The sequence below is a fragment of the Serratia sp. CC22-02 genome, assembly GCF_900182895.1.
GTDB classification, from domain to species: domain Bacteria; phylum Pseudomonadota; class Gammaproteobacteria; order Enterobacterales; family Enterobacteriaceae; genus Serratia; species Serratia nevei.
On the sequence record NZ_FXUD01000011.1, the window covers coordinates 14,697 to 38,288 of the forward strand.

Sequence of the window (23,592 nt, forward strand, 5' to 3'; positions counted from 1 at the left end):
GGCGTATCAAACAGAAAATGACAACATTGATCGACACTATGCAGCCATCAGAAAGCTACATCGAAGAAATAATGAATGAGCATGCCCTCAGCGGCCGTAGCGAGCTTGAGTATACCTCGGCATACCTAACAGGGCTTGCGTCGCGTCTGGGTGCAACTCCGGCCCTGTATCGGGCATTCGGGCCTTGGTGGCCGGCGATTAAAACGCTGCTGATCAATGAGGTTGGGCCGGACATGTTCGGGGAGCAGGTGGCGCAGGATGTAGAAGCTATTTACGGCCTCTCACGTCCTGGTCTTACCGTAGTCGCAGCGCACTTGTATAGTGCGAATAGAATCGAGCTTGGGCTGATCTATGCAGCACAGCATGAGCTTGCAGTGCACGCAGATGCGAATGATACGGAACCATATATTTATTATTGTGATGATGACCAGATGGAAAAGCTTGTCGCATTTAGCATTTAGAGGAGGGCTTACGTGAGAGAAAGGCGATGGTACACATGGTTAGAACTTGTATCGATGGCCGAAAACATGGGGTACGAGCTTACAATCGATCACCGCCAGATGAGTCGAATGATGCGACTCACAAACAAAGCCGATCCTGATTGCTGGGGCACTGTATCGGATTTGAGTACGGGGGAACCCGCTAAAGGAGTGCGGCATTACTCACGGGAGGGCTGGAATAGAGCGCTGCCCGATAATATTCAGCATATAGAGCATGCCCACTACGGGAAAGGAAGGAGGGCTTAGGCTCTCTTTTTTTTCATTTAAACAATGCCATAAATAATTTTACTGATATTTATGATTGCAAAAACATGATTTTTGTTGCGTTAAACTAACAAAAAATAGTATAGTTGCCTTGTGCCAGAAAACAGTCACAAAAAAACCCGCAAAAAGCGGGTTTTAATGAGGGGTTGTCAATCGGCGAAAATTTCCAACCCCGTGTTACCTAACAACGAGAATATTATCATGTCTAAGAATCAAGTGTCTACGCTGGTGGACTTTGTTAACTCCCATCCAGCGCGCCGCACAGCGGCTAAACCCTCTTCAACTACCGTTCCAATTCTGCTTCAGATCACTGGCATGGCTCTCGGCACCATCGGCGTAATGACAGTCCTTAATGCTGTATACGTTTTTGCAATTCGTTGACCATTCCACCCCGGCTTGCCGGGGTTTTTAGTGAGATATCATGGGAAAAATCAAAATGGCCGAGTTAAGTAAATTGGCGGTAACCGGGGTGAAGTGTTCCAAGTAGGTGAAGTGTGGGAATCCCCGCGCGGTACTGTTTACCTCGTTATCGGCGTCGAAGGCCGGCAAGCTACTCTGCGGGCCGGTGTTGATGGCAAAGGGCGCGTTACACGCCGTTGGTACGATACCACTGGGCGGTGGACTTTAAGGTCAGACCCCAAAGAGTGCGGTCAGTCGGATATTAAAATACGCATATCGCAGATACCTGCGAAAGTGCCTAAATCCGTTTACGATGTTATCTACAACGAATGTGAAGGTTTCGTAGATATAGGCGCTGATCCGCAGGTTATATGGGACGCGTGCATTTTGGCCTTGAGGGAGTTGAATGGACACTAAACTAATTGAATTCATGCCCGTTTTGCGGGGGAGCCGCTCGGGTGGTCGATTCGAGTTACTCCGGCTCTGCAATACACGTCAGCTGCCGATGTGGTGCCCAGATGTTCAGCGGTCGACAGCATTTTGGCAGTGAAAGCGAAGCTGCGGTGGCATGGAACCGTCGAACCGTTGGCAGCATTGAGATGCATGCTCTTAAGGCATTTTCAGCAGAAATGCTCGCGCGTGCCAACGATAGCGAAAACTCGCTATCTGATGATGTGCGGGCGGGAATGCGCACAGCTGCTGCGTTTGCCGATACATATTTAGAACTGAAAAACCTGAGCGATTGGAAGGGAAATGACACAAACGACTGAGCGCCAGCAGTTTGCTGAGCAAAACGAGATGAGCATGGAGTTCGTAAACTGGTTCTTCGACGAGAAGAAGGATGATTGCCGCTGCGATGTGGGAAGGCTGGAAGGGGCGGATTAGCCAGGAGGCGCAGCCAGTGGCAGAGGTACTTTCCAGCCGAGCCGGTAACGATACATCGACAATTGACAAAGCACTGCCAGATGGCACGAAGCTCTACACCACCCCGCCAGCAGTGCCGGCCCCTAAAAACGACAATCAAATCCTGCTGGATGGGAATGGGTTTACAACCGATGGGCAGTGGCGCCTTGTGCCGGTGGAGCCATCTGCTGAGCAACGTTTGGCTAGTAAGCGCTACAAGGCGAAGAACAAGATACCGACGGGGCCGGGGTTCTATCGAGCAATGGTCGGTTGTGATCTCAAGCGTGAGTGAGCCTAAGTAAGTGATGATTGAGGGGGCGCGCTGCGCCCTTTTTTACCCTGGTAATAATTCATACTTCATAAATCATATTTAAAATTTAATACTTTACATTTTTTTAGGTGAGGGTAATAATCAATCAATCCGAGTTTTACGGGGTGTTCATATCTCATACGTATGAAATCATAAGTAATAACTCATACCTATAATTTACTAAGTCATATCGAGGATTAGTATGATCACTGTCGTCGGCGCAAATAAGGGTGGGTGCTCAAAAACAACCACAGCGGTTAATCTTGCCGTTGGTTTAGCGTTACGAGGGGAGGAGGTGGTGCTGGTGGATGGCGATCCGCAGTTATCGGCGTCACGCTGGAACGCGGAGCGGGAAACTGCAAGCCTTACGCCATACATCACTCTGATCCAAAAGACTGGTAACCTGGCTGCCACTTTACGTAGTCTGGATGAGAAATATCAGCACGTAATTGTTGATGTGGCCGGCCGTAATAGTCGTGAGTTGATCACTGCCTGCACGGTTGCTCACCAGTTAATTGCCCCACATCAGTGCTCGCAGCTTGACCTGGATACCATGTTAGAGCTGCAAGAACAGTTGATCCAAGTTCGTGACCTGAATCCTGATTTAAAAGCCTATTGCTATCAAAGCATTGCTTCAACAAATCCCGTTCTTGCCGGCAATGAGCGTAGCGAGTTCCTAGAGTACGTCGCCGAATTTGACCAGCTCCAGCCCCTCAATGCGAAAAGCTGCTTCAGAAAGGTTTATCGTGATGTAATGTCGGAAGGTAAATCGGTATTGGAGACAGACAATGAGAAGGCAAAAGTTGAGATTTGGTCTTTGATAGACGAGGTATTCTAATGGCCGTAAAAAAACCTAGCGATCGTCTGAAGCAGGAGCGCCGACCAGCGCCAACAGATGCAGATGTAGAAGCCCTTGCTGCAAGGCTGGCAGATAGGCCATATGGGCAACATGGCGCTGACACGGAACCTGCATCAGTACAGCCGGAGCAAATGACGCGTACAGCAATCTCATTGCCCATGTCGTTGCAGCGTAAGGTTGAGGATTTAGCCCTGGCAAATAAAAGAGCGGGCAAAAACCCGAAAAGCGTAAGCGCAATAATGCGCGAAGCTGTTGAGAAGTATTTGCAAGAAGTTTCATAATTCATAACTCATAATTCATACGTGTGAAATCATAAAGGTGCCTTCTGGTGCCTTTTTTTTGCTTTAAAAAGTGTTAATCTAATATCTAATTAGTTTTACGCTTTTTTGGTGGAAAGAATGGAGTTTAGACGAAGTGCAGGGCTGTTTTATGTTACCCGAGTTACCCCTGGTTACTATCCAAGTGGCGGGTGGAGAGCAACAGCTGCCCCGCATTACGAGGTAGCCTATTTCCCAGTAGATAGAAACCGGCCCGATCGCTACATGGTTCCACCTGGGAAAAAGATCCCTGGTGCACCGGATACGTTTCGAGGGCAGATGGAAGCAGATTTATGGTTGCGCGAAAACGTGGATAGGGTGAATTCAGAGATTTTGAAGGAAACAGGTCTGGCACTGGATACGAGCATAAGAAGACACCAAGACTAGCGGTCTGAGCGTTGGTTAACTATCTAACAATAAAGATAAAATTAGTAGGTACGTGAATGGCTAGAGCAGAACGGAAGATAGAGGCAAGTAGCACCTATCGGCAGGCTAACCCTAGGAAATTAAAAGCACCGCAGGAAGAGGAAATATCCAGCTTTGATCCAATGGAACGGTTGAACCAGGCAAAGACCATTCGCCGGTCACGCAGGGGGAAAAATGCTTAGGTTCAGTGAAGAATGGCTGGCAGACAGGCAGAAAAAGATGGGTAGTCGCATGCGCAGCCAAACTGCATCAATTAAAAGCAAAACCAACGTGCTGGGAGAGGCAGTCAAAGCGGCTGTGAAGAGGTCTGCGCATGCTATCGCGCTATCTCTTCTCGATAAAAACCCTGACCTCTTGAAAGGACAGCAAGAGCATTTTGAACAAGTGCGGGTCTTTCACTATTTTGAGGTTCACCACCAGGGGATCTACCAGCTGCTGCATTCGACTCCAAATGGCGGTCAAAGAAGTAAAGCTACTGCGGGGAAATTGAAGGCGGAAGGCCAAAAAAAGGGATACCCGGATATGTCTCTAGATGCGCCACGTGGGATGTATCATGGTTTACGTGTTGAGTTGAAGCATGGGAAGAACAGCGCTTCACTGGAGCAAAAGGATTGGTTGAATAGGCTGACCAAGGAAGGCTATTACTGTGCTCTGTGTGTCGGGCATAATGAAGCTATAGAGGTGATCATGTCATATTGGCACCTCGAACCCGGCGCCTCATTGCCTTTACGGGAGCGTGATGAAGCATGGAGGATTTGAAGAGGGTATATCTGTCGACGCCGCATGACGTTGATGCCGGCCTATTGAGAGCAAGGCTTTGTAACGTGAAAGCAACGTTTGAAGAGCAAGGGTATGATCATATCGAACCTCCAGCAATTATGATTCACCAGCCGATTGAAGCAGTTTCTATGATGCGCCTGGCAATGCTGGTGGCTAGCTCAGTAGTACGGTTCCCTCGCGATTTCGAGCGATCTCCGGTATCTGTGGCGGAATACAACTACGCATACGCGATGGATAAAAAAATTATGGTCGATCCGATCCGGAGGCTTCTTGATTAAGGATTTCTTTACCCGGCGCCGAATAGTGGCTACAGGGGTTTTCGCCGGATTTTTCACAGTTAACATGCTGCCTCTTCACATGTTTGGGCTATCGTCTGACACTTTTGCTGTGGCATTAAATGCTATCGTTGCATTTGCACTCTCAAGTTTTTGTGCATTTAAAATCAGGTAAAATCAATAGATAAGGTTGGTATCTGGTCAACTGCTAACCTTCGCCCGCCGCCAGAGTCTTAACAACCCGCCCCGAATCTACACAATCGTTGTTTCGTAAAACTAATAAATTTAATGCAAATCGATCCGGTGTTTTGTAGTATATCAAATATTGAATTAGATTTACGTAAACTAACGGTGTTTGAATGTTTAAGCGTAGGTATCACTGGTTTGGCCTTGTGTTTGAGCGAACTGACCAGAAACGGGAACGGATTGATGTGCGCTTCACTAGCAGACGTCTTGGGCACCGCCGAATTGAAGTATTGAAGAATCAACTAGGGCTGGAGCCAGGGGCAAACCTTGTGCAAGTGATGTATCGCGGAAAAATGACTGAGAAGCAGTGGGAGCAAGAGATCTAATGACCGACGCATTATTATTGGCTGAACTAAAAACAGACTTTGTACCAGATGCTGCGGTGTTGACCGCACAGATAAACATGCTGGCTTCGGAGGCGACATTCTGTAGCCGAGTGGCAGGGAACTCCGTCTTTAGGGCTGGCATGGAGCGCATGGAGGCGGATTTAGAGGATCTTGCTCGCAATATCACCTTATTCGCATCCAATGAAGCTGACGGTTACAACGAGTTAGTCGATGCCGTTGAATCTCGTGATGACGCAATTACAACCCTGCGCCTTCAGCTGTCAATCAAGGCAGATGAGCTGAACACGCTGCGTGCTGAATTGGGTAAATCCGCCGGCATTACTGCTGAAGAAAAGAAAACTCTAGAGCAGGAGGTGGATCGGCTAACTCAGCGCCTTGAAGCCATGAAAGCAGACCATGCCGAAGGTTTGAGACGTCTTACCGTAAAGTTAAAGGCCACTGAGACTGAGCTAAGCGAATCCCGCGCAAAAGTAACGCAGCTGCGGAAGCGTGTGGGCCAGGAAATGATAGCCCATGACAAAACCTCTCTGTCGTACAACAAAATGCAGCTGGATCATATTTCGCTACTACATTTTCGCGACTACTCACGCCGTGAACGGGACATTATAAATGGCTTTTGTGGCGATCGGTTCTGGCAAAGCGCAACGAATCCGAGCCTGAAGTTCTATATGCATTTCTTCATGTACCCGCTGCAATACCCGAACGCTCCTCGTGACGCTGACCAGCCGGCATTCGTTAACAACCTAAATTTCCACATAAACCTTCGTAGCACCTATGGGGTTGATTTAGTCGCACGCATAAGTGAGTGGGGCATTGTCCAGTACCAAAACCTTGCAATTTTCAAGAATGAGATCCCTCAAGAGCTTTATGACGAGCTGACACGAGCACATCACGAACTGGTAGCAGTGACAAATCCGCACTTAGCTTCATTCTTCGAATTTGCTGACCGATTGAAACTTGCTGACGTGCCTGAATTGAAGCCGGCTGACCTGGTGAAGCTGGCCGATCTAGAAATATGCACACTGGCGCATCTCGGAAACGCATTTACCAGCGATCTAGAGAAGTTGAAAGGGGTGGGCGAGGCGACAGCGCGCAAACTCCGGGCAATCCCATACGTCTATAAGGCTGCCTGGGAGTCCGAACACGGTTCTATCGAGATTGAGAAGCCAATGATGCCAGAGGCTTCGCGCACAATCGAAGAAACGATCACCCGGCTGGTGGGGCTGTCAGGCCAATCTAAAGGCAGGGCTGATGCGCCGGCTATTGGCCGAAGCAAAAAACATCGCAAAGGTAAGAAGTAACATTTCAAATATCTGCTGAGAGACATAGATGAAAACAGCATTGGAACAGGTTTCATTTTCACAGATCCGCTCTTTGGCTGAATGGCTGGGCATGGAGGTTACTATCCCGGCCGGCGTTGATACTCGGAAGCCGCTAAGCATGGCTTGTGGCTCTTTCACGACACTGCTTAATCTCACCGCCAAGGCAGAGGCGTCAGGCCGGCAGCAGGCCGCAGAGGAGCATAGAGCGACTATTGACGCGTTAATCGATGACCGGCGTTCTTTAATGGCTCGAAACTGTGAGCTGGTGCGTGAATTGGACAGCATGAAATCGCGGGCAATCGTCGGTGATTTAGCTCCCTCCGAGTCCGTTCGTCTACAACGTCGCCTTAAGTGCCTAGAGCTGGTGGATCGCCTGATGTCGCTGGTGTCTCGTAAACGATGCGTTTCGATCAAAACGCTACGTTTAGCTGTTATCAACGCTGGGCATGCGGCCGGAGTCGATAAGTAGTGGATGTTATGGCCGAACTGAAGCGCCAGCGTGATGATCACCTGGCCTTCATCATTAAACCACATGTCAGCGCCTGGCCTCAGCAAAAGGCCGGCATCTCAATGAAATGCACGATAGGAAGGATGGAAATCTTCTTCCACGATCAGCTGATCGGATGGATTGAAGAGACACCACTCCGGCCGTGGGAATGTAGCGCCGGAATAGAGGAGCTAAATAGAGCTGTTTCAAATGCCCTACAGTGCGGCCGGTTCCAAGCTAATCCCCCCAAAAATCAATGAGCAAGGTTAAACATGCACAACGTAATGGTTGATATTGAGTCCCTCGGTAAAGGCCCACTTGCGCCGATTCTCGCGATCGCCGCAGTGTTTTTCGATCTCAAAACAGGCGAGGTTGGGCCAAGCTTCTATGCGATCGTCGACCTGGCAAGCGAGCTTGAACTTGGCGCAAAGCCCGATGCTGACACTATCTATTGGTGGTTGGCGCAAAGTGAGGCTGCTCGAGCGGCAATTACGGCAAAACCACGGGGTAAAAACGTTGACGTCTTGAAAAGGTTGGGGGGATTCATCAAGACCCACTGTAGTGACTTAGGCCGGGTACAGGTGTGGGGAAATGGAGCAACGTTTGATAACACTATCCTCCGTTCTGCTTATCAACGGTGTGGAATCGAACCGTTCTGGTGCTTCTGGAATGATTGTGATGTTCGAACAACTGTTAAGGCGGGGCTAGAGATCGGGTTCAATCCGAAGAAAGAAATGCCGTTTGTGGGTGAGATGCATAACGCTCTCGATGATGCTATCCACCAGGTCAAATACGTGTCGGCCATTTGGAAGAAAATTACCGTGCCAAGGGTTTGACGATGTTTACTTTGGAATCTCTTTATCAAGCACTTCCATTCATATTGCTGGGTGTTGGTGCACTATTCTGGGTTGGATTCTCATCGGATAAAGAGTATAGAAAACGCCCAGAATCAAAGGATTACGATTAGTCAGTCGCACGGTTAACCCAAACGAAAATAAATTCCTCAACTCACCAGGCTAAAAGCCTGGTCGAGTTTTCGGGCCGGCACGCCCGTAGGAATGTTGCACAACAACAACCAGGTATTTCCTGGATGGAGATCCAGTGGCTTTTGTATCAATCAATGAAATGACAGGGCGCGCTCGCCCGAACAAACTACCCGCCGTCACCGTAAGAAGTAATGGGGTCGGCCATATTACGATCGCTGTATTTGAAGGCCCAAAGCAACCGACGATTGAGTTTGAGTTAGACGCAGAAGCAAAGCAGATCCGACTGAAAACCGGAGTCGACTTTAACCGTAACCTAAGTGGCAAAGTTGGCATGACATTTGGGGTTCCAAAGGAGGCACGGGAGCAGATTTTAAGGGGGGGGATTGACTCAAAGCAGATGTTTCTGACGAAAGCGGCCGATGGCTGGTGGTATGGCAACTACGGGGCCGAAGCTGGGGGGATTCATGAAGCATAGTGACGTTACGGTTAATTCATATTTCTGCGGTGCTGGATTAATGGATATTGGCCTCATGGATGCCGGCATTCGAATTAACCAGGCGTTTGAACTAGATGCAGACGCATGTAAGACCTACCGCGCCAACCTTGGGGATCATATTAAGCAATGCGATATCTCAAAAGAGCTAGTTTTTGAACAGGACAGCTGTCACGGAATGGTCTTCACGTATCCATGTACAAAATACTCGACGATTGGAGATATCCACGGCACCCGAACAGGCGATGACCTGTTTCTGCACGCGTTACGGCATTTTTCACTTGCTCGCCCAGAATTTTACATCGTTGAAAATGTTCCCGGTATGCGCGCGTTCCCTGTCGTCATGGAAGCTATGACACGGATGCCAGATTACTATATACAGGTTTTCTGCCCTGTTAAATCAGAGCTTTGGCTCCCTCAGCGTCGGAATCGGCTGATCATCGTTGGTACTCGTCGGCCGTTTGACATGCGCCCGCCAGAAAATACTAAACCCGTTCCTCTGTCTGCAATCCTTGAGGAAAACCCTCGCGTGACCCTCCCGGCAGCGATTAAAGCACGAATGAGCGGTGCATATCGTGACCGCCCGATTGTTAGCGATCCGGCTAGGAGAGATATTGCCCCGACGTGCGTGGCTCATTACGCCAAGGATAAGTCCACTCGGCTGGTTGTTGATGGACGTTTCCCAATGGGAGTTAGGCCATATTCGCTGCGCGAGTATGCGCGGCTCCAGGGGGTTCCCGATTGGTTCACATTTCCCGTGTCAGATACAGCTGGCTATCGGCAGGTTGGAAATGGTGTTAGCAAGCATGTAGGTGAGTGGGTGGGAACGGAAATAATCCGGTATATGGGGCAGGTAAGGGATAAGGCAGCGTAATGACTAAACATAAAAAACGTAAGGACGGCGAGTGTGAATTTATGCGCAGCGATGACGCTCAATTCTTGGTCATGAGAGGAAATTATACAGCAGAGCAGATTATTGCGGCGGCAGTTGAGCAGGGCGAAATAGGGCAGGAAGATAGCGTTGACTGGCAGATGGCAAACTACTACCAGACGCATTACAAGATCTCCCCAATTGGTGGCGCAGACGGTTACGGAAATTGGCACCATCCTCGCGATACGCCTTGTCGGGGTTCGTACTTCGCATCGGTTCTGCAATGGGACTAGTACTGGAAGTTATATTGCATCAAGTAATAATTATGAAATATGAAAATGGTGTATGGAATGAGCAAGAACTCAGATAGAGAATGTTTTGTATTAAGCGTCACCCATACCCAGAGGCATACCCCATACATCATGCTCTGGGGAGGTGGTAATTCAGGGTACAGGGGAAGAGTTGAGACGGCTGGGCGCTATACGGAGGGCGATATCTTAGGCAACTTGGGGTATTACAACAATGGTGATGATGCTGTAGCTGTTCCGTGCAAGTTGATGGAGGGGGTGGCTAAACCTGTGGAACCCGGATTCTTCGATGATGATCATGGTCGATGGGTTGCGAATACTCGAAAAAACTGGCTTGAAATATTGAGGCATGTAATCCGCGCGCCGGCAAACGAACCTGAACCGAAATATAGAGGCGCCAGAAAGAAGAATGATGAGTAGCACCATTATTGCAATATTGCGCTCCCTTCTAGTTGGTGCTGCATTCATAACTTGGGGGGGTATCGTCGGGATTGCATGGGGGGCTGAGTGGGGGACGGCGCTGGCCGGCAAGATAACGTTTGTGTTCGGTGCACTGGGGTTCATTTACGGCACTGCGGAGTACCGTTCAGCCAAGAGACGGGGTAAGGGACAGGGAAAGAAATGAGTAAAGGGCAACCTTGCGTATTTTGCGGTAAGCAAGCAGAGCTGCTGTGTGATGGAGAGATAGGGTATATGGGAATGATGGAGTTTAGCCGAGAGCCTCGCCTGTGCATTGATATCCACCAGCGACTGACGTGTGACACTGAAATCTGTAATTCATGCGCAACGCGTAAAGGGGTTATTCACTTCAGGATGGGGCGAACAGGATTCTGGGACTCTACAGATTATTGCCCTGTTTGCGTTGAGCGGCATACTGACGCGTCCACTGGGGCAGTACGCCGCGTCATCAACCCTCCGGCGATCTTTGCCACTAAAGAGGATGCTGATGCTGCGAGAAGAGCACACAGGGCAAAAATACGAAGAGCGCTTTTGCTGGTGGAGGGGCCTATAGTTGGCGCCGGCCAGATGCGGCTTTTTTAAGCGGTTAATTAGTTGCCTACGGAACAACACAAATCTATGTTAGATAAAGGGAATTATAGTTTCATCTGGTTTGGGGTGGCGGTTCAAGAAGAGGCTTAAAACAGAATAATTAACTGAAAAATGAAGAGCCGCTCAGTGAACTGATAAAATAATTAGTCGATTAGTTATGCGTTAACGAGACAAAAACCTGCCTCCTTAGCATTTGTGAGTTATCCGGCTCAACAGCGCGATTGAAAGGTCGCTAATGAGCCGTTATCATCGCCGAGATTTGTCAATTAGTTTTACGCAACACATCGAGGTCATGGACGCTATGCAGGAAAATCGCCCACGCATTAATAGTGCCGAAGTCGCAGATTTCATGCTGAGACTAAATAGGCCAGTTTCAGCCCCTGAGCTAACCATTCTTCTCCAAAAAGCCTACCCGGCTCTACTCATAGAAAAAAACGACATTTACATACGATTGAAGGGGTTCTCTCGGTCAAATCAGGCAGATTGCGTGCTGTATGACGAGATCCGCCCGCGCACGTTCCATTTGAAGGCTATCAGTAGCCACTATTTCAAGTTTCGAAACGGCCGGCGAACCGATTTATCAACAACGATCATTAAAGAAACGCTCCGGGGAGACGCAAAAGAAAAAGCCATGCTGAGTGCGATGGCTTTTGGTAGAGAGTTGTTTCACAGCTTGTTAGCTAAACGTTCTGGCCTTATCTCGCTTCAACGGTAACGCCATACTTGATGTTTCGGCGCCATCGGCATTGTCTAAATCAGCCGCCGGCGCTTCAGGTCGTTGAGGTGGGGTGTCGTTAGTTTGTTGCGCTGGTGGTGTGCCTTCAGCGTGTTTTTGCTCTACCGGCTCAGGAGTTGGCGCTGAGGTTTTAGAGCTGGTGGCTTTAACCCCGCTAAAAAGTTCAAGTGCCCGAAGTATCATTTCAGCACGGTCGGCCTTATTGGCGTTGGCAAAAGATGCATTGTCCAACGCTTTAAAGGCGCTATCCAAGCCACTTTCAATAATCATATTGCCAATGCTTATCGAGTTGAACAGCAGCGCCTGGCGGGACGCTAAGGCCTCAGTTTTTTGGTGCTTGTCGACAAAGCGCTTGCCGAAATAGCTATGGGCAGCAACTTTATCAAGATTCAGCTGAAGCAGCCGGCGTTTGGTTTCAGCCATTGTTAAGCCTCAATTTCGGATGTTTGTTCTTCAACGTCATGGCGCGCCAGCAGGGCGAGGTACGCACCGCGAGCTACCGCAGTTTCTGGCTGGTGGGGAATAACAACGTTATCATGCCAGTCTGCAACAAAGTTAGGCATTTCGCGAAGCAAACCACCAATGTAGTAGGCGCCACCACCCACAATGATCAGGGCGTCGATACTGCCAAGAGATTTCACGATCGTCTTCAGAGCATAGTTGATTTCGCTCGCGAAGCTTGCCGCAGCCGCTGAGATGATATGATCCAGGTAAATCCGCTTATCTTTCAAGGCTTCGATGCTCGAGCCGTAGTACCCTTTACGCACGATTGAGTCAATGTCGTCCAAGGTCATGAGGCGAATTTTTTCAACCGGTATTCCAATCTCTCCCGCCTGGTCAATCATCTGCATTTTTACTGCCTCCAGCATGATGTGTACGCCGCGAGGAGTAGTGCCACGTGAGAACAGAGTGTGATTGTCACAGTCCAGGTGAGCTATATCGCACGTATAACGGCCGATATCGATAATCGCCACGTCCTTAGCGCCAACCAGGTACGGGTTATCCTGTCCATCCTGGGTGTACAGTGCTGCGTTATATGCAGTCACGGCTTCAGGCATAATCTCAACGCATACGATATCAGGCGTTGCGATTCCATTGCTTGCATTGGTTACCGCCGTCATCAGCGATTGTCTCTTCAGTTCGATTTGCTGGCGGTTAATCGCGTTGTTGTCATCGTAATACTGATCGGCTGGCAAGGTATCAGCTATTACCACTTTACGACCGCCAAGTTTGAGTTGGGCTAGGGCATTCACCACAAGGACGCGGCAAGCTGCACTTAGCTGATAATCTGGCGTCCGGGTATCGATGGCACCAATCGCCTTATTCATCACAGCATAGGTTTCCAGTTCGCCGCTGGCACCAGTTGTCACCCAATTGGTTTTCGAATCGCTTTCCTTCGCCCGTCCCAAAACCCTCGCGACAAATGACGGGGTAACGCGAATCTGCACGGCGCCATTGCTTTCCATAACGCTAGCCACATTGCCTGAACCACAGTCAAGTGCCACATAGACCGGATTGTTTTTGCTCATTTTTTTTCGCCTTTTTCACTGTTAGGTAATACACGGTTCGAGATTATCTCACTGCGATCTACCATTCAAGCAATTAGATGAAATTTGCATTCGAATGGTTAATAAATGAATTCAAAAACATGATTTATCGAAAAACCACAGCTTCATTACTCACTTTTGATATACCGCGTGGCACGTACTGAAAATAGGCCACTGAGTAGCTTCGAATGACCTGGGATGAGCACAGAGAAAGATTTGCCGCGCTCCAAAATGAGCGAGGGATCACAGTCAAGGAATATGCTGAAGCTCACGGATTAAACGCGAATACAGCCCGTAGAGAGCTTAAAAAAAAGGTTGCCGACAAGGCTACGCCTACGCCAAAGAAGCAAAGCAAAAAATCGCCTCCTAAGAAGGTCACAAGGAGTGATCAAACACGTGATCATCTCTCTGGTAGCTCAAATGATCACGTGATCACACCTCCGCCCAAGGGGCGTAAAACCCGCGCCACATCTGGAAGGGCGAGCTTTAGCGCTGAGTCAGCAGACCACAAACGATCGCGTACTACACGTGATCATGGAAGCGACAAAATGATCACTTTCCCTGCGGCGAATGGGGTGGACGATACGGCCCTGTTTCATGTGCCTAGAGCGCGGGGAGGAAGGCGCTTTGGGCACATGAACGAGGACTGCATTATTCATGGGCGTTATGCATCTCCCCGTCCGCAAGACGTAGAAGAAACCTTGGAGGAAATGAGAGATCCCAACTTCCTCAATACTCTGGAAGCACGTTCAATAGCGATCGTCTACTCCCACCTCAAATTAATGGAGCGCGCTCGGAACCGCAGCCTGGATCGTTTAGAAGAAGAGGTAGAAGGCTACAAAAAAGACGAAGGAGGAACGCACCCCGAACACAAGGCCCTACAGATGCTTCTCAATGCCAGTGTTGGAATCGGTGAAACCGCAAAGTCAATGAGTGCACTGCGTTCAGTGATGCTGAAGTCGCGAAGAGATGAGGAGGCCCACAGCATAAAAATGGAAACGCTGAACCTGATCTCGTTGGCTTATGAGCAGCAGAGAGAACATGGCTGGAACTACCAGGAGACAGCGGAATTCATCGAATCGAATGGGGGCGTAGTTCCTCCTCACCTCATGCAGCAGGCCAGAATAGAGGCCACCAGACCGCCAGAACCGGACGATGAGACGAGCACAGTTGACGATGAGCAGATCGATGCGGAGGCAAGAAAACACAAGGCAATGAGGGACGGTAAAGAGCAATTTATCGCGGAGCGTCGTGCGATTGTTGCTCAAATCGTTGATGAGGGTAAATACGGGGATATCAATGCCGATGGCGAGGGTCGTGAAGGCGAATTTGTCAGCAGCGAATTTGAGTCTGACGAGGAGTTTGATAACGAACTAACCGACGAAGAGTTGTATGGGCCGGGAGGGGCAAGAGATGGCGCGTAAAAGGATACGTTCGGTCATCACCGATCCCCGCTGGCGGGATATGGTAATCCGCTATCGCTATGACTGGAGCCTGGCGGCGGTAGAACTCTTCGGGAAGATACCAAGCTGGCAACAAGAAGAGATTATCAACGCCGCCCAGGACACGGGCAGCCGCACAACTGTTGCGTCCGGCCACGGTACCGGCAAGTCTGATATGACCTCCATTATGATCCTCTGCTACCTGATGTTCTACCCAGGAGCCCGCGTCATTATTGTTGCGAACAAAATCCAGCAGGTTATGACCGGCATTTTCAAGTACATAAAACAAAACTGGAACGAGTGTGTACGCCGGCAACCCTGGTTGCAAAACTACTTTGTGATCACTGATACGTCGTTCTATGAGATCGCTAACAAGGGAAGTTGGACGGTCATACCCAAGGGCTTCAGAAGGGGTAACGAAGAGGCACTAGCCGGCGAACACGCCAAGCATCTGTTTTACATCATCGATGAGGCTTCCGGTGTTAACGATAAGGCCTTCGGGATTATAACTGGCGCCCTAACGGAAGACGACAACCGCCTCTTGCTGATCTCTCAGCCAACAAGGCCAAGTGGATATTTTTATGACTCACATCACAAGCTAGCGCGCTCTAAAGACAACCCGCGAGGTGACTTCACCGCAATTACACTCAACTCTGAGGAGTCACCGTGGGTAAATGAAAAATTCATACGCAGCAAACTACTGGAATATGGCGGCCGAGATAACCCCGAGTATCAGATCAAGGTGCTCGGTCTGTTCCCTAAGAACGCTCATGGCTTCCTGCTTGGCCGAGATGAGTGTGAGAGGGCTGCACGACGCAAAGTTAGACTTCATAAAGGCTGGGGTTGGGTTGCTTGCTGTGACGTTGGTAATGGCCGTGATAAATCGGTTTTGAGCATTTTCCGTGTGTCCGGCCGACGCCATACCAGGCGCGTAGTGCCCTTCTTGGTCATGGAAATGGCCGGCGACTGCCACCCTGTGAAGTTTGCTCATTACATCTTCCAGGAGTGTACTCAAGAGAAGTATCCGAACATAACCATTGCCGTTGATGCTGACGGTATTGGGGATGCGACAGTGCGGGAGCTGGAGTCCCTCGGTGTTGCGGTTGTCCGCATCAACTGGGGTAAACCTATGCACTCACGTGATGATAAGCAGCGATTCGCAAACCAGCGTGCCTTTGCAAACATAATGGCGCGGGACGCAATAAAGTCTGGCCGTATGCGCCTTGACTCTAACCCCAAGACAGCGGAGCAAGCCAGCAAGATCCCGGTCGATATCAATGAAATGGGGCAAAATGTCATCATGAAAAAAATTGTTATGCGTCAGAAGCTTAACATTAAGTCACCTGATTTATGGGATACATATTGCTTCTCAATGCTGGTGGATTACGTAGCTGCAAATGATGACGTTGGTTTTGACAAAGAGAGTGTGCGAGTAGATGCGCTGAAATACCTGGACGACTTTGATGATGCAGAGGAAGGAGCAGCGTAGCCTCCTTCCTCACAGATAAGCGGCGTCAATTTTTCGGAACAGCTTTGCTTGAAATTCGCGCGCGCAATGGCTTCTTTTCGTCGGCGCCATCATCAGCATGGCCGCGTGCGGCCCTCATCACCTGGCGGCTTGCCTTGCGCCGTTCTTCCAAGACGGCTTGCTTAGCCTCGGCTTTGGCACGGTTAACGTCTTCAAGCAGGTATAGAGAAGCATTGGAACTCATCAGCGCACAGGGCACTGGCGTAATACTAGCGTATACGTTGCGACGAGTCTCCAAGGTGGTTTTATCGTCAATGACTGGCTCATACTTCAGCTTGGAGCCATCAATTACGCAGCCATAGGCGCCAACGCGTATAACCTCGGTTTCCACGAAGCCATCGAATATGGAGCTTAAGGTGGACACTTCATCTTGTGAGGCCTCATTCTTCATCTTCACGATGACGTCAGTGTACCCACTTTGCCGGCGCACCAGCATTGTGCCTTCAGGCATGGCATTGAATCGTTTTAGATCGGCCTCGAATACAGCGATATTTGCAGTAATTAGCGGCAGTTCGTTCTGCGGCAAGGCGCCTGACTCCACCAGCCGGCGCATTTTGACATGCTGAGCCAGCTTTTTCTCCAGCGACATGATCACCTTGTCTCGATGCCACTTCATGGTATTGGCCGCCTGGGTGACAATGACAGCCGCCAGATCACCGCTACCTGCGATGACCGGCACCGGCGAATACAACGAAACCGGGAGCGGCGACAGCTTCTTAAGGCGGCGAGATTCAGCCAGGAGGTAAAAGCGCTCCCATTCAAGCTGCAAATGACGCAGCTGCGCCATTATCTCGGGATCGTTGATCACCGCCACAGGCCGTTGCACACCATCACCGGTGTCGTTAATGTACACCGCATAGCGCTGTAAAATCTGAATCCACTCCCTCCGTACTTCCGTAAAGGCTTTAAACGCGGTATCGAACAGGGCAGTATTCATTCTATTATTCATTCCCATACGTTAATTAACGCTGCACAATCCATTCTGGATACATCTAAAAATTCTAATTATCTATTAGATAAACAGACACACGTTTTATTTTAATACGTTTCAACGTGAATTGAGAATGTTTTTTGTCGGATCGTTGAGATAGGTGACGATTTAAGAGAATTCCGCACCTACACACCCCCATAGAGGGCCGGGAAACGCTACGGGAGTGGTCGGATGGGTTGGTGTTACTGGTGGGCGTAGCGACCCCTGCAAGGGGTCATAGATGCCAAATAAATTTTAAAAATTAATCACTAAAACTATTCGGATGCGCATTATGAATGTTGGTAAGGGCTTTGATCCTACGATGTGCCTCCTGCACACAAGTGCTCGGAAACTCAGCACTCAATATGCACATCATTTCCGCGATGAAAGAAGAAGACCTACTGCTAATAAAGTTGTGCTTAGCCGACTGCAATATTTGCGCATCGTCTGGCGAGGTTAAAGAACTCACGAAACTCCCTTTACAATAATAGTCAGTTAGTTTTTCACATCGGCGCTATTTTATCTGGTTTTAGATCGCTGTCCATTACAAATTATAACGAATCAAAACGGAAATTTTACGCATTAAAAACCTTGTCATCATTTGGCGTTTTTGACAATTAGACTGAGTTATAAGCGACCCATAACTCAAATTGAGCTTACCCCCCAAAAGATGCCTTATCCGGCAAATTTGAGTCGGATCTGTACTCCCTCGCATTAACTTTATATAATAGGACTTATATAAAGTTAGATGCTTTGCGGGGATCGGTCGTAGGGCGATCGTCTTGACGTCGGATTAGAAAAATTTTTCAGTGTCACTGACCTAGGCGCTTTTCTTCACCCACCATTGCGGCGGCGGAATTTTGCACACTCCAATCAGCGTGACATGAATCGACGAAAAGTGACGTCCCAATCACTGGCAGGATTAGAGACGTTCCGAGCGCGACGGAATGCATGCGCCCTAAAAGACTTGCATATCAGAGCGAAATTGAAGCAGCTATATTTTGACGACGCTACAAAAAATCTGACGAGGAAACCCCTTGCTCACTTAATATTTTTCACGTAGCGCAACCAACTGTAAATCGAAGGGCTATAGAATTATGAACAATGTGACAGATCTGAATTCGTTGGTGGCTGTGGGTGCCCAGGATGATATTTCACAGCGGCTACGCGAGTTTGTCCGTGATAAAGGGGCATTTTCCACGAATACGTGGTCGCAGTTAATAAGCGTCATGCGTATAGTCGCTGCCTGGGCTGCGAAAGAAGGCCGGACTTTTTTTCCTATGAAAAGTGCGGATCTGAGGGACTATATTTCACATTTAGAAGATAACGGCCTGTCTGTTGGCACTATCGAAGTCCACGTCTCACTGATTTCGATGCTACACCGGCATGCACAGGTAGTCTCCCCAACCACATCGCCGGCCATTGCACGCGCCATGAAGCTAACCCGCCGCTCAGCTCTAATTTCTGGTGAGCGGACAGGTCAAGCAGTCCCATTTCGCCGTGATGACCTGCTCGAGATAGATGCAGCTTGGGTAGACTCAGACCGCGTTGCGATCGTCAGAAACCTAGCATTTCTCCATGTTGCATATAGCACGTTGCTGCGTATGAGTGAGATTGGCCGCCTTCGTATTCGGGACATTGAAAGGGCGCCCGACGGCAGGATCATTCTAAATGTCTCGTACACGAAGACCATCCTCAAGGCGGGAGCGGTGACCAAGTCACTCAGCGCACTATCAAGTGAAAGGCTAACAGCCTGGATAAAGACTGCGGGTCTGTCAGATCATCCCGATGCCTATCTATTTTGCCGAACGCACAGAACCAACAAAGCGATCGTTAACACATCCACACCGTTGAGTGCGCCAGCGATTGAGAAGATTTTTTCTGACGCTTGGGCATCGCTTGGCAAAGCCGATGTTAATGCGAACAAAGATAGATATGCCTGCTGGACTGGGCATAGTGCACGAGTTGGTGCGGCGCAAGATATGGCCGCAGCCGGCTACAGCGTTCCTCAGATCATGCAGGAAGGAACATGGACGAAAACAGAAACCTTAATGGGGTATATTCGCCACATAGAAGCCCAAAAAGGCGCTATGCTGGATCTGATGGAATACGGCGCTAAAACAAAGGGCTAAGGATTGCATTACCATATCACGAACAACGCTTAGCACGCCCCACTGTATTGCTTAACGAGCCAACGCCGATTGAATAACAAGTGACCTCCCCGATGGATCTGATTTACGTCGAGTTGTGTTAAACTAATTATTCATTAGATTAACAGGTGATGTTTTGTGTCCCAAATCCAGGCTAGCAAGATTTTTGCTCTTAACGGTAGGCGGGTATCGCTAGCTGCCGGCATAAAAGCAGGAAATCCCGTTGTAGTCTTAGGCGTGGAGATTCTTAATCACCCCGCCATTCGAGACATAGCTGTGGATTACGCTATGCCAAACATCGGCCGCGCTATTTCATTCGTCGAGCAAGCGACTGAAGACGTTGCAGCTCGAGGTATGGCTGATTGTGACGCGAAGTTTGGAGGTGCTATTGAGGCAATATCCCTCGCTTTCACTGATCGCCACCAGCGCCCAACCTCCTCAAGAATCAATTTATATAAGGAATATCAATGAAATACCGATTGAGCGAGCATTTATCTCTGACTTTAACCAACAACGGCATCGATCCAATCGAAGCCAGCAACGCATTAGCGCTAATCGCGGGACTGAAGCATGATCATGTTGCCAGCCAAGGCCCTGCTAACGTTTTCGTCGCTGAAGACGGCTCGCGCGCCTGGATTCGTAAGCAAATTGATGGTGCTGAACCAGACTACTCTGCTTTTGAACACATGCCTGAGCTAAATCCCTTTGAAAACCACGCATTTTGCCAGAGCTTAATTCGCTCTCTTGGCCTGGTTGTTACGCCGATCATCTTTGAAAATGGCAACCTGGTTGGTCAGTGGCGGGTGGAACTAAATACAACCTATGGCGCCAATGACATGGCAAATACAGGTTTGAAGGTTGGCTCTATGGAACCTGTTTCAGAAGTGTCCACCTCATTGCTGTCAGCTGTCTGTTTCGCTGCATTACGAATCGCCGGTATCGGCCGGAAAGCATACCTTCTCCGTTCTGATGTTGAAGGGGAAATGCCAACCCTTCAATGGATGAGTGACCAGATCTATGCATGGATGTTAGCTAATACTGATATGGGTGACGACGTTGTTCATGTTCCTGAACTTGATGAGTATGCCGTTATTGGTATCAGCCCTGAGAGTGCAGCATCAAGAATTGAAGAGGCTCTCGCGTCAGCTGATGTCCCTGCTTCTGCTGGTGTTGATACAGCCGAATCGAATGATCTGCCTAGCCCGGCTTTAACCGAGTAAGCACCAACGGTGGGCGATGGCTTGCGCTGGTTATCGTCCATCTAATAAACTAATTATTTAATATAAATTGAAAAATTACGGTCGAAATCCTACCGCCGAAGAACGTCGGTTTATGGATAGAATGGGAAAGTTGCCTTGCATCGCCTGCTTACTTCATGGACAGAAATCTTACGAGATTAGTCTTCATCACATTGACGGCCGCGTGAAGCCTGGCGCCCATATGCGGGTACTCCCTCTATGTGTTTGGCACCACCAGCATGCGGCGCCACGTGATTTTCGCCTGCGTTACCCCTGGCTAATTCCGGTGCATGCTTGTGGAAGTGTTGGTGGTAAATCCGACTTTGAACGACGGAATAACACACAAGAGTTTCTCCTGGAATTGGCAATGTCCTTAGTGAACAAAATTGAATCAGGGCAGCTGATACTATAAAAGCTTTACATCAGTGTTGCGTAAAACTAATATGGTAGTCGCTACGGGCGGTTCGGTTTTGGGGTTTTGCTTTTCGACACGAAACCACAATTTCAGCGCGACAGCCGAATGCCCATGCAGAAATGAGCCGCCTACGGGCGGTTTTTTTCTTTCTGCTAAAGGTGAATTATGGTTTTACCGATCTGTGTCACCACCCTCTCCGGCCCAAACGCTCAGATGCTCCGGGCAATTTACAAGGATAATGTGCTGGTAATGGGGAGTGCTATCAAGTATCCGCCAAACCTTAGTGATATCAACAGCCAACTTGTCCCTGCTCTATTAGGCTACGTTAATAAGGGCATGGTATCCCTTGTTGATGAGGTTTCTGGCGATGTATCTAAGGCTACAGGAGCTAATAGAGTCCGTCTCAGCGATAAGCATACTAATGGGCATCCCGTCATTTCTGTCGCCCTGGATCGCTATAACGAGCTTAAGCGCACTAACGCCATCATTACCCCCAAAGACGGAGGAAGCCGTTTCGATATCCCCCCTTCCATCATCGATGTTTCGTACAACTCAAACGGAGAGCCGGTTTATAACATCGCATGGGCAGAGCTTCGCCCCGAACATATCCTAACGATCCTCTGTTGTTATGGAACGTTCTATCAACCAGTCGGAAGTGCCGGCTACTTCAAGCGCATGATGAGCGCACTTTATCCTGACAGAAAGGATGCCACTCAAATCCCCGCGTGGATCACCACAGCAGCGATTGAAAGTCATGAGCCGACAGCGAGCCTTGCCGGCGATAAGGCAGACGATGAAGGCACAGTATTCTTATGAGCGCTTATAACCGTTTAGATGATCGATGCATCGAAGACCCTATTATCCGGGCGTATCTTCACAACGAAGTTATCCGCAAATCCACCAGTCAAGATATCGATTTACAGCGCTACGACATTAAACCCGATGAGGAATATCGGCCAGACCTTTCAGCCCACCGGATTTGGGGCACTCATGAACTTCGTTGGTGCGTCAGACTGCTGGCCGGCACGGAAGCCGAATATGATCCTCTCCCGGTCGGAACCACGCTTGCTGTTCCGTCGATTGCCTGGCTACGAGATCGAATTCGCCATTACGTCGACAGAGGCGAACTCCCCACATCGCATAATTAATAATTAATATTTCATAATTCATACCTGTGAGTTAATAAGTATTACTAGTGAAAAGAGGTTGCAGTGACCGAGTTCAACAAAGACAGCAATGGTCGATACATCACGGACGGCTTATCGCCGAAGCAATTCACCCGCCTTTTCGACCAGATCCAACGAGAACGGGCGCAGGCACGCCGGCGGAAAAGTGGAAGCAAACATCTCACGCCATCATTGCTGAAAAACAAGCATCTTGAAGACGTAATTGCTCTTGGCAAGAAGAGAGACGGTACTTTTTTTAGCCTCGATGACCTAAAGGGGTTTGAGGCCAGCCGCGATGCCACTAAGAAGAAGTTCACCAATACTCAGCCAGGGATTACATACGCGCAGTTGGTCGCCCATTCGCAGTCGATCGACGTTAAAAGGGCCAACAATAATGTAGACGACGGTTCTGGCATTTCATCAGCCTCATTCATTGGCCTGAAGCACAATGTCGCCCAGATCCGCGTTACAGCATCCAACCGGTCATTAGACTCCAGCCACCTGGTACAACTCAGATTTGAGGAGTGGGAGGATGCGCTCGAAAACGTTACAAACGATCGTGCGGCATTGATGCGCTTAGTCAGGAAGCTGGTGGTAGGCCGAACTTCCGTCAACTGCGACTGCGGCCGTTACATGTATTGGTATCGCTACATCGCTACTGCTGGCAACTTCACAATTGCCCCACCTAAAGAGTATGTCTTTCCCAAGATAAAAAACCCGAATCTGCGCGGCGTGGCTTGTAAGCACATAATTCACGCCTTCACTCGCATGCAGGGCGCTGGCTGGCTGGCCCGGATTATCGAGTCACTGCTCCGGGCTTCAAAAGGCCATCACTTTGGTGACGATCGTAAGAAAACCCACGAATACTTTAGCGAAAGCGAAATTAAGCACCTCAACCGCAACAGGAAGGGGAAAACTAATCAATCCGCTATCCGCACCGAGTACCAACGTTACCAAAAACGCATCAATGCGTTGCAAAGCAAATTAACCGAGAAGGACAAAGCCACGCTCACTAACGCCAGGGCCAAGTTGGCGCGCGCACGACAAGTAACAGCCCAAGAACGTGCTCGCAGAAAATCAGCTGAAGCAAAAGCCAGACAGCGTGCTGAGCAACTGGAGGATTACAAGCGTCAAGTGACTGACCTACTGAAGATGCAGCGACAGATCTTTATCGACGCTCAGGTTATGGCTGGTAAGTCACCTGAGGACGCAGCAAAAGCCTTTGAACACCATATCAAGACCACACTGGGGAAATAA

At 49.2% G+C, this 23,592-nt stretch carries 29 protein-coding genes; 26 read left to right on the forward strand and 3 right to left on the reverse strand.

Translation table 11 applies throughout. The features are described from left to right. Window positions 1-17 precede the first annotated feature (17 nt). The 17 genes from QOL81_RS23790 (at window position 18) to QOL81_RS23870 (ending at window position 11,858) form a co-directional block, all read left to right on the forward strand. On the forward strand, window positions 18-461 hold the full coding sequence (locus QOL81_RS23790) for an olxA (protein ID WP_283440053.1): 444 nt from the start codon (window positions 18-20) through the stop codon (window positions 459-461). 1,124 nt (window positions 462-1,585) lie between these two features. Then, window positions 1,586-1,933 (forward strand): Lar family restriction alleviation protein, encoded by a 348-nt coding sequence (locus tag QOL81_RS23795; protein ID WP_283440054.1) that lies wholly within the window; start codon window positions 1,586-1,588, stop codon window positions 1,931-1,933. Next, window positions 1,917-2,048 carry a hypothetical protein gene (locus tag QOL81_RS23800; protein ID WP_283440055.1) on the forward strand — a complete coding sequence of 44 codons (132 nt, stop codon included), beginning with the start codon at window positions 1,917-1,919 and terminating at the stop codon, window positions 2,046-2,048. Before QOL81_RS23795 ends, QOL81_RS23800 begins: the two co-directional genes overlap by 17 nt. Before the next feature lie 16 nt (window positions 2,049-2,064). After that, window positions 2,065-2,358: a hypothetical protein gene (locus QOL81_RS23805; protein ID WP_283440056.1), complete on the forward strand. Its 294-nt coding sequence runs from the start codon at window positions 2,065-2,067 to the stop codon at window positions 2,356-2,358. 220 nt (window positions 2,359-2,578) lie between these two features. Then, the gene (locus QOL81_RS23810; RefSeq protein WP_283440057.1) at window positions 2,579-3,214 is read left to right on the forward strand and encodes an AAA family ATPase; all 636 of its coding nucleotides are present in this window, start codon (window positions 2,579-2,581) and stop codon (window positions 3,212-3,214) included. Then, window positions 3,214-3,516 (forward strand): hypothetical protein, encoded by a 303-nt coding sequence (locus QOL81_RS23815; protein WP_283440058.1) that lies wholly within the window; start codon window positions 3,214-3,216, stop codon window positions 3,514-3,516. The genes QOL81_RS23810 and QOL81_RS23815 overlap by 1 nt, the downstream gene beginning before the upstream one ends. A gap of 636 nt (window positions 3,517-4,152) precedes the next feature. Continuing rightward, window positions 4,153-4,737 carry a PDDEXK family nuclease gene (locus QOL81_RS23820; protein ID WP_283440059.1) on the forward strand — a complete coding sequence of 195 codons (585 nt, stop codon included), beginning with the start codon at window positions 4,153-4,155 and terminating at the stop codon, window positions 4,735-4,737. Beyond that, window positions 4,725-5,036 (forward strand): hypothetical protein, encoded by a 312-nt coding sequence (locus QOL81_RS23825; protein WP_283440060.1) that lies wholly within the window; start codon window positions 4,725-4,727, stop codon window positions 5,034-5,036. The genes QOL81_RS23820 and QOL81_RS23825 overlap by 13 nt, the downstream gene beginning before the upstream one ends. Window positions 5,037-5,604: 568 nt before the next feature. Beyond that, window positions 5,605-6,927 (forward strand): hypothetical protein, encoded by a 1,323-nt coding sequence (locus QOL81_RS23830; protein ID WP_283440061.1) that lies wholly within the window; start codon window positions 5,605-5,607, stop codon window positions 6,925-6,927. Window positions 6,928-6,955: 28 nt separating this feature from the next. Further along, entirely contained in the window at window positions 6,956-7,417 is a 462-nt protein-coding gene (locus QOL81_RS23835) for a hypothetical protein (RefSeq protein ID WP_283440062.1), read from the forward strand. A gap of 8 nt (window positions 7,418-7,425) precedes the next feature. Then, window positions 7,426-7,695: a hypothetical protein gene (locus tag QOL81_RS23840; protein ID WP_283440063.1), complete on the forward strand. Its 270-nt coding sequence runs from the start codon at window positions 7,426-7,428 to the stop codon at window positions 7,693-7,695. A gap of 12 nt (window positions 7,696-7,707) precedes the next feature. After that, the gene (locus QOL81_RS23845; protein ID WP_283440064.1) at window positions 7,708-8,271 is read left to right on the forward strand and encodes a 3'-5' exonuclease; all 564 of its coding nucleotides are present in this window, start codon (window positions 7,708-7,710) and stop codon (window positions 8,269-8,271) included. Window positions 8,272-8,536: 265 nt separating this feature from the next. Further along, window positions 8,537-8,896 carry an SH3 domain-containing protein gene (locus tag QOL81_RS23850; RefSeq protein ID WP_283440065.1) on the forward strand — a complete coding sequence of 120 codons (360 nt, stop codon included), beginning with the start codon at window positions 8,537-8,539 and terminating at the stop codon, window positions 8,894-8,896. Next, a complete protein-coding gene (locus tag QOL81_RS23855; RefSeq protein ID WP_283440066.1) occupies window positions 8,886-9,788 on the forward strand; it encodes a DNA cytosine methyltransferase in 903 nt (300 codons plus the stop codon). Before QOL81_RS23850 ends, QOL81_RS23855 begins: the two co-directional genes overlap by 11 nt. Beyond that, window positions 9,788-10,078: a hypothetical protein gene (locus QOL81_RS23860; RefSeq protein ID WP_283440067.1), complete on the forward strand. Its 291-nt coding sequence runs from the start codon at window positions 9,788-9,790 to the stop codon at window positions 10,076-10,078. The genes QOL81_RS23855 and QOL81_RS23860 overlap by 1 nt, the downstream gene beginning before the upstream one ends. Window positions 10,079-10,135: 57 nt before the next feature. Next, the gene (locus QOL81_RS23865; RefSeq protein ID WP_283440068.1) at window positions 10,136-10,513 is read left to right on the forward strand and encodes a hypothetical protein; all 378 of its coding nucleotides are present in this window, start codon (window positions 10,136-10,138) and stop codon (window positions 10,511-10,513) included. Window positions 10,514-11,378: 865 nt separating this feature from the next. Next, window positions 11,379-11,858, forward strand: coding sequence for a hypothetical protein (locus tag QOL81_RS23870; RefSeq protein WP_283440069.1), 480 nt, complete (start codon window positions 11,379-11,381; stop codon window positions 11,856-11,858). Here QOL81_RS23870 and QOL81_RS23875 read toward each other — a convergent pair. After that, window positions 11,820-12,302 (reverse strand): hypothetical protein, encoded by a 483-nt coding sequence (locus tag QOL81_RS23875; protein WP_283440070.1) that lies wholly within the window; start codon window positions 12,300-12,302, stop codon window positions 11,820-11,822. The genes QOL81_RS23870 and QOL81_RS23875 overlap by 39 nt on opposite strands. A 2-nt stretch (window positions 12,303-12,304) precedes the next feature. Beyond that, the gene (parM, locus tag QOL81_RS23880) at window positions 12,305-13,408 is read right to left on the reverse strand and encodes a ParM/StbA family protein (RefSeq protein WP_283440071.1); all 1,104 of its coding nucleotides are present in this window, start codon (window positions 13,406-13,408) and stop codon (window positions 12,305-12,307) included. A 206-nt stretch (window positions 13,409-13,614) separates the two neighbouring features. On the opposite strand from parM, the gene QOL81_RS23885 reads away from it, so the two are divergent. Next, entirely contained in the window at window positions 13,615-14,850 is a 1,236-nt protein-coding gene (locus QOL81_RS23885; RefSeq protein ID WP_283440072.1) for a hypothetical protein, read from the forward strand. Further along, window positions 14,840-16,357 (forward strand): terminase, encoded by a 1,518-nt coding sequence (locus QOL81_RS23890; protein ID WP_283440073.1) that lies wholly within the window; start codon window positions 14,840-14,842, stop codon window positions 16,355-16,357. Before QOL81_RS23885 ends, QOL81_RS23890 begins: the two co-directional genes overlap by 11 nt. 25 nt (window positions 16,358-16,382) lie before the next feature. Here QOL81_RS23890 and QOL81_RS23895 read toward each other — a convergent pair whose 3' ends face one another. Beyond that, on the reverse strand, window positions 16,383-17,333 hold the full coding sequence (locus QOL81_RS23895; RefSeq protein ID WP_283440074.1) for a hypothetical protein: 951 nt from the start codon (window positions 17,331-17,333) through the stop codon (window positions 16,383-16,385). Window positions 17,334-18,463: 1,130 nt separating this feature from the next. Between QOL81_RS23895 and QOL81_RS23900 the strand changes: the two genes are divergently transcribed. The 7 genes from QOL81_RS23900 (at window position 18,464) to QOL81_RS23930 (ending at window position 23,592) form a co-directional block, all read left to right on the forward strand. Continuing rightward, window positions 18,464-19,498: a tyrosine-type recombinase/integrase gene (locus tag QOL81_RS23900; RefSeq protein ID WP_283440075.1), complete on the forward strand. Its 1,035-nt coding sequence runs from the start codon at window positions 18,464-18,466 to the stop codon at window positions 19,496-19,498. Window positions 19,499-19,654: 156 nt separating this feature from the next. Continuing rightward, window positions 19,655-19,987, forward strand: coding sequence for a hypothetical protein (locus QOL81_RS23905; RefSeq protein ID WP_283440076.1), 333 nt, complete (start codon window positions 19,655-19,657; stop codon window positions 19,985-19,987). Next, on the forward strand, window positions 19,984-20,736 hold the full coding sequence (locus QOL81_RS23910; RefSeq protein ID WP_283440077.1) for a hypothetical protein: 753 nt from the start codon (window positions 19,984-19,986) through the stop codon (window positions 20,734-20,736). The genes QOL81_RS23905 and QOL81_RS23910 overlap by 4 nt, the downstream gene beginning before the upstream one ends. A gap of 67 nt (window positions 20,737-20,803) precedes the next feature. Further along, on the forward strand, window positions 20,804-21,166 hold the full coding sequence (locus QOL81_RS23915) for a Ref family recombination enhancement nuclease (RefSeq protein ID WP_283440078.1): 363 nt from the start codon (window positions 20,804-20,806) through the stop codon (window positions 21,164-21,166). Window positions 21,167-21,334: 168 nt separating this feature from the next. Then, on the forward strand, window positions 21,335-21,985 hold the full coding sequence (locus QOL81_RS23920) for a hypothetical protein (protein ID WP_283440079.1): 651 nt from the start codon (window positions 21,335-21,337) through the stop codon (window positions 21,983-21,985). Continuing rightward, window positions 21,982-22,317: a baseplate protein gene (locus tag QOL81_RS23925; RefSeq protein ID WP_283440080.1), complete on the forward strand. Its 336-nt coding sequence runs from the start codon at window positions 21,982-21,984 to the stop codon at window positions 22,315-22,317. The genes QOL81_RS23920 and QOL81_RS23925 overlap by 4 nt, the downstream gene beginning before the upstream one ends. Window positions 22,318-22,380: 63 nt before the next feature. Beyond that, window positions 22,381-23,592, forward strand: a complete 1,212-nt coding sequence (locus QOL81_RS23930; RefSeq protein WP_283440081.1) for a phage tail protein — start codon at window positions 22,381-22,383, stop codon at window positions 23,590-23,592.

Bases quoted from the DNA above. Each gene is read 5' to 3' on its own strand.
- QOL81_RS23790 (WP_283440053.1), top strand. From the start codon at position 18: ATGACAACATTGATCGACACTATGCAGCCATCAGAAAGCTACATCGAA.
- QOL81_RS23800 (WP_283440055.1), top strand. From the start codon at position 1,917: ATGACACAAACGACTGAGCGCCAGCAGTTTGCTGAGCAAAACGAGATG.
- QOL81_RS23810 (WP_283440057.1), top strand. From the start codon at position 2,579: ATGATCACTGTCGTCGGCGCAAATAAGGGTGGGTGCTCAAAAACAACC.
- QOL81_RS23815 (WP_283440058.1), top strand. From the start codon at position 3,214: ATGGCCGTAAAAAAACCTAGCGATCGTCTGAAGCAGGAGCGCCGACCA.
- QOL81_RS23820 (WP_283440059.1), top strand. From the start codon at position 4,153: ATGCTTAGGTTCAGTGAAGAATGGCTGGCAGACAGGCAGAAAAAGATG.
- QOL81_RS23825 (WP_283440060.1), top strand. From the start codon at position 4,725: ATGGAGGATTTGAAGAGGGTATATCTGTCGACGCCGCATGACGTTGAT.
- QOL81_RS23830 (WP_283440061.1), top strand. From the start codon at position 5,605: ATGACCGACGCATTATTATTGGCTGAACTAAAAACAGACTTTGTACCA.
- QOL81_RS23835 (WP_283440062.1), top strand. From the start codon at position 6,956: ATGAAAACAGCATTGGAACAGGTTTCATTTTCACAGATCCGCTCTTTG.
- QOL81_RS23840 (WP_283440063.1), top strand. From the start codon at position 7,426: ATGGCCGAACTGAAGCGCCAGCGTGATGATCACCTGGCCTTCATCATT.
- QOL81_RS23845 (WP_283440064.1), top strand. From the start codon at position 7,708: ATGCACAACGTAATGGTTGATATTGAGTCCCTCGGTAAAGGCCCACTT.
- QOL81_RS23855 (WP_283440066.1), top strand. From the start codon at position 8,886: ATGAAGCATAGTGACGTTACGGTTAATTCATATTTCTGCGGTGCTGGA.
- QOL81_RS23860 (WP_283440067.1), top strand. From the start codon at position 9,788: ATGACTAAACATAAAAAACGTAAGGACGGCGAGTGTGAATTTATGCGC.
- QOL81_RS23865 (WP_283440068.1), top strand. From the start codon at position 10,136: ATGAGCAAGAACTCAGATAGAGAATGTTTTGTATTAAGCGTCACCCAT.
- QOL81_RS23870 (WP_283440069.1), top strand. From the start codon at position 11,379: ATGAGCCGTTATCATCGCCGAGATTTGTCAATTAGTTTTACGCAACAC.
- QOL81_RS23875 (WP_283440070.1), bottom strand. From the start codon at position 12,302: ATGGCTGAAACCAAACGCCGGCTGCTTCAGCTGAATCTTGATAAAGTT.
- parM (WP_283440071.1), bottom strand. From the start codon at position 13,408: ATGAGCAAAAACAATCCGGTCTATGTGGCACTTGACTGTGGTTCAGGC.
- QOL81_RS23885 (WP_283440072.1), top strand. From the start codon at position 13,615: ATGACCTGGGATGAGCACAGAGAAAGATTTGCCGCGCTCCAAAATGAG.
- QOL81_RS23890 (WP_283440073.1), top strand. From the start codon at position 14,840: ATGGCGCGTAAAAGGATACGTTCGGTCATCACCGATCCCCGCTGGCGG.
- QOL81_RS23895 (WP_283440074.1), bottom strand. From the start codon at position 17,333: ATGAATACTGCCCTGTTCGATACCGCGTTTAAAGCCTTTACGGAAGTA.
- QOL81_RS23900 (WP_283440075.1), top strand. From the start codon at position 18,464: ATGAACAATGTGACAGATCTGAATTCGTTGGTGGCTGTGGGTGCCCAG.
- QOL81_RS23910 (WP_283440077.1), top strand. From the start codon at position 19,984: ATGAAATACCGATTGAGCGAGCATTTATCTCTGACTTTAACCAACAAC.
- QOL81_RS23920 (WP_283440079.1), top strand. From the start codon at position 21,335: ATGGTTTTACCGATCTGTGTCACCACCCTCTCCGGCCCAAACGCTCAG.
- QOL81_RS23925 (WP_283440080.1), top strand. From the start codon at position 21,982: ATGAGCGCTTATAACCGTTTAGATGATCGATGCATCGAAGACCCTATT.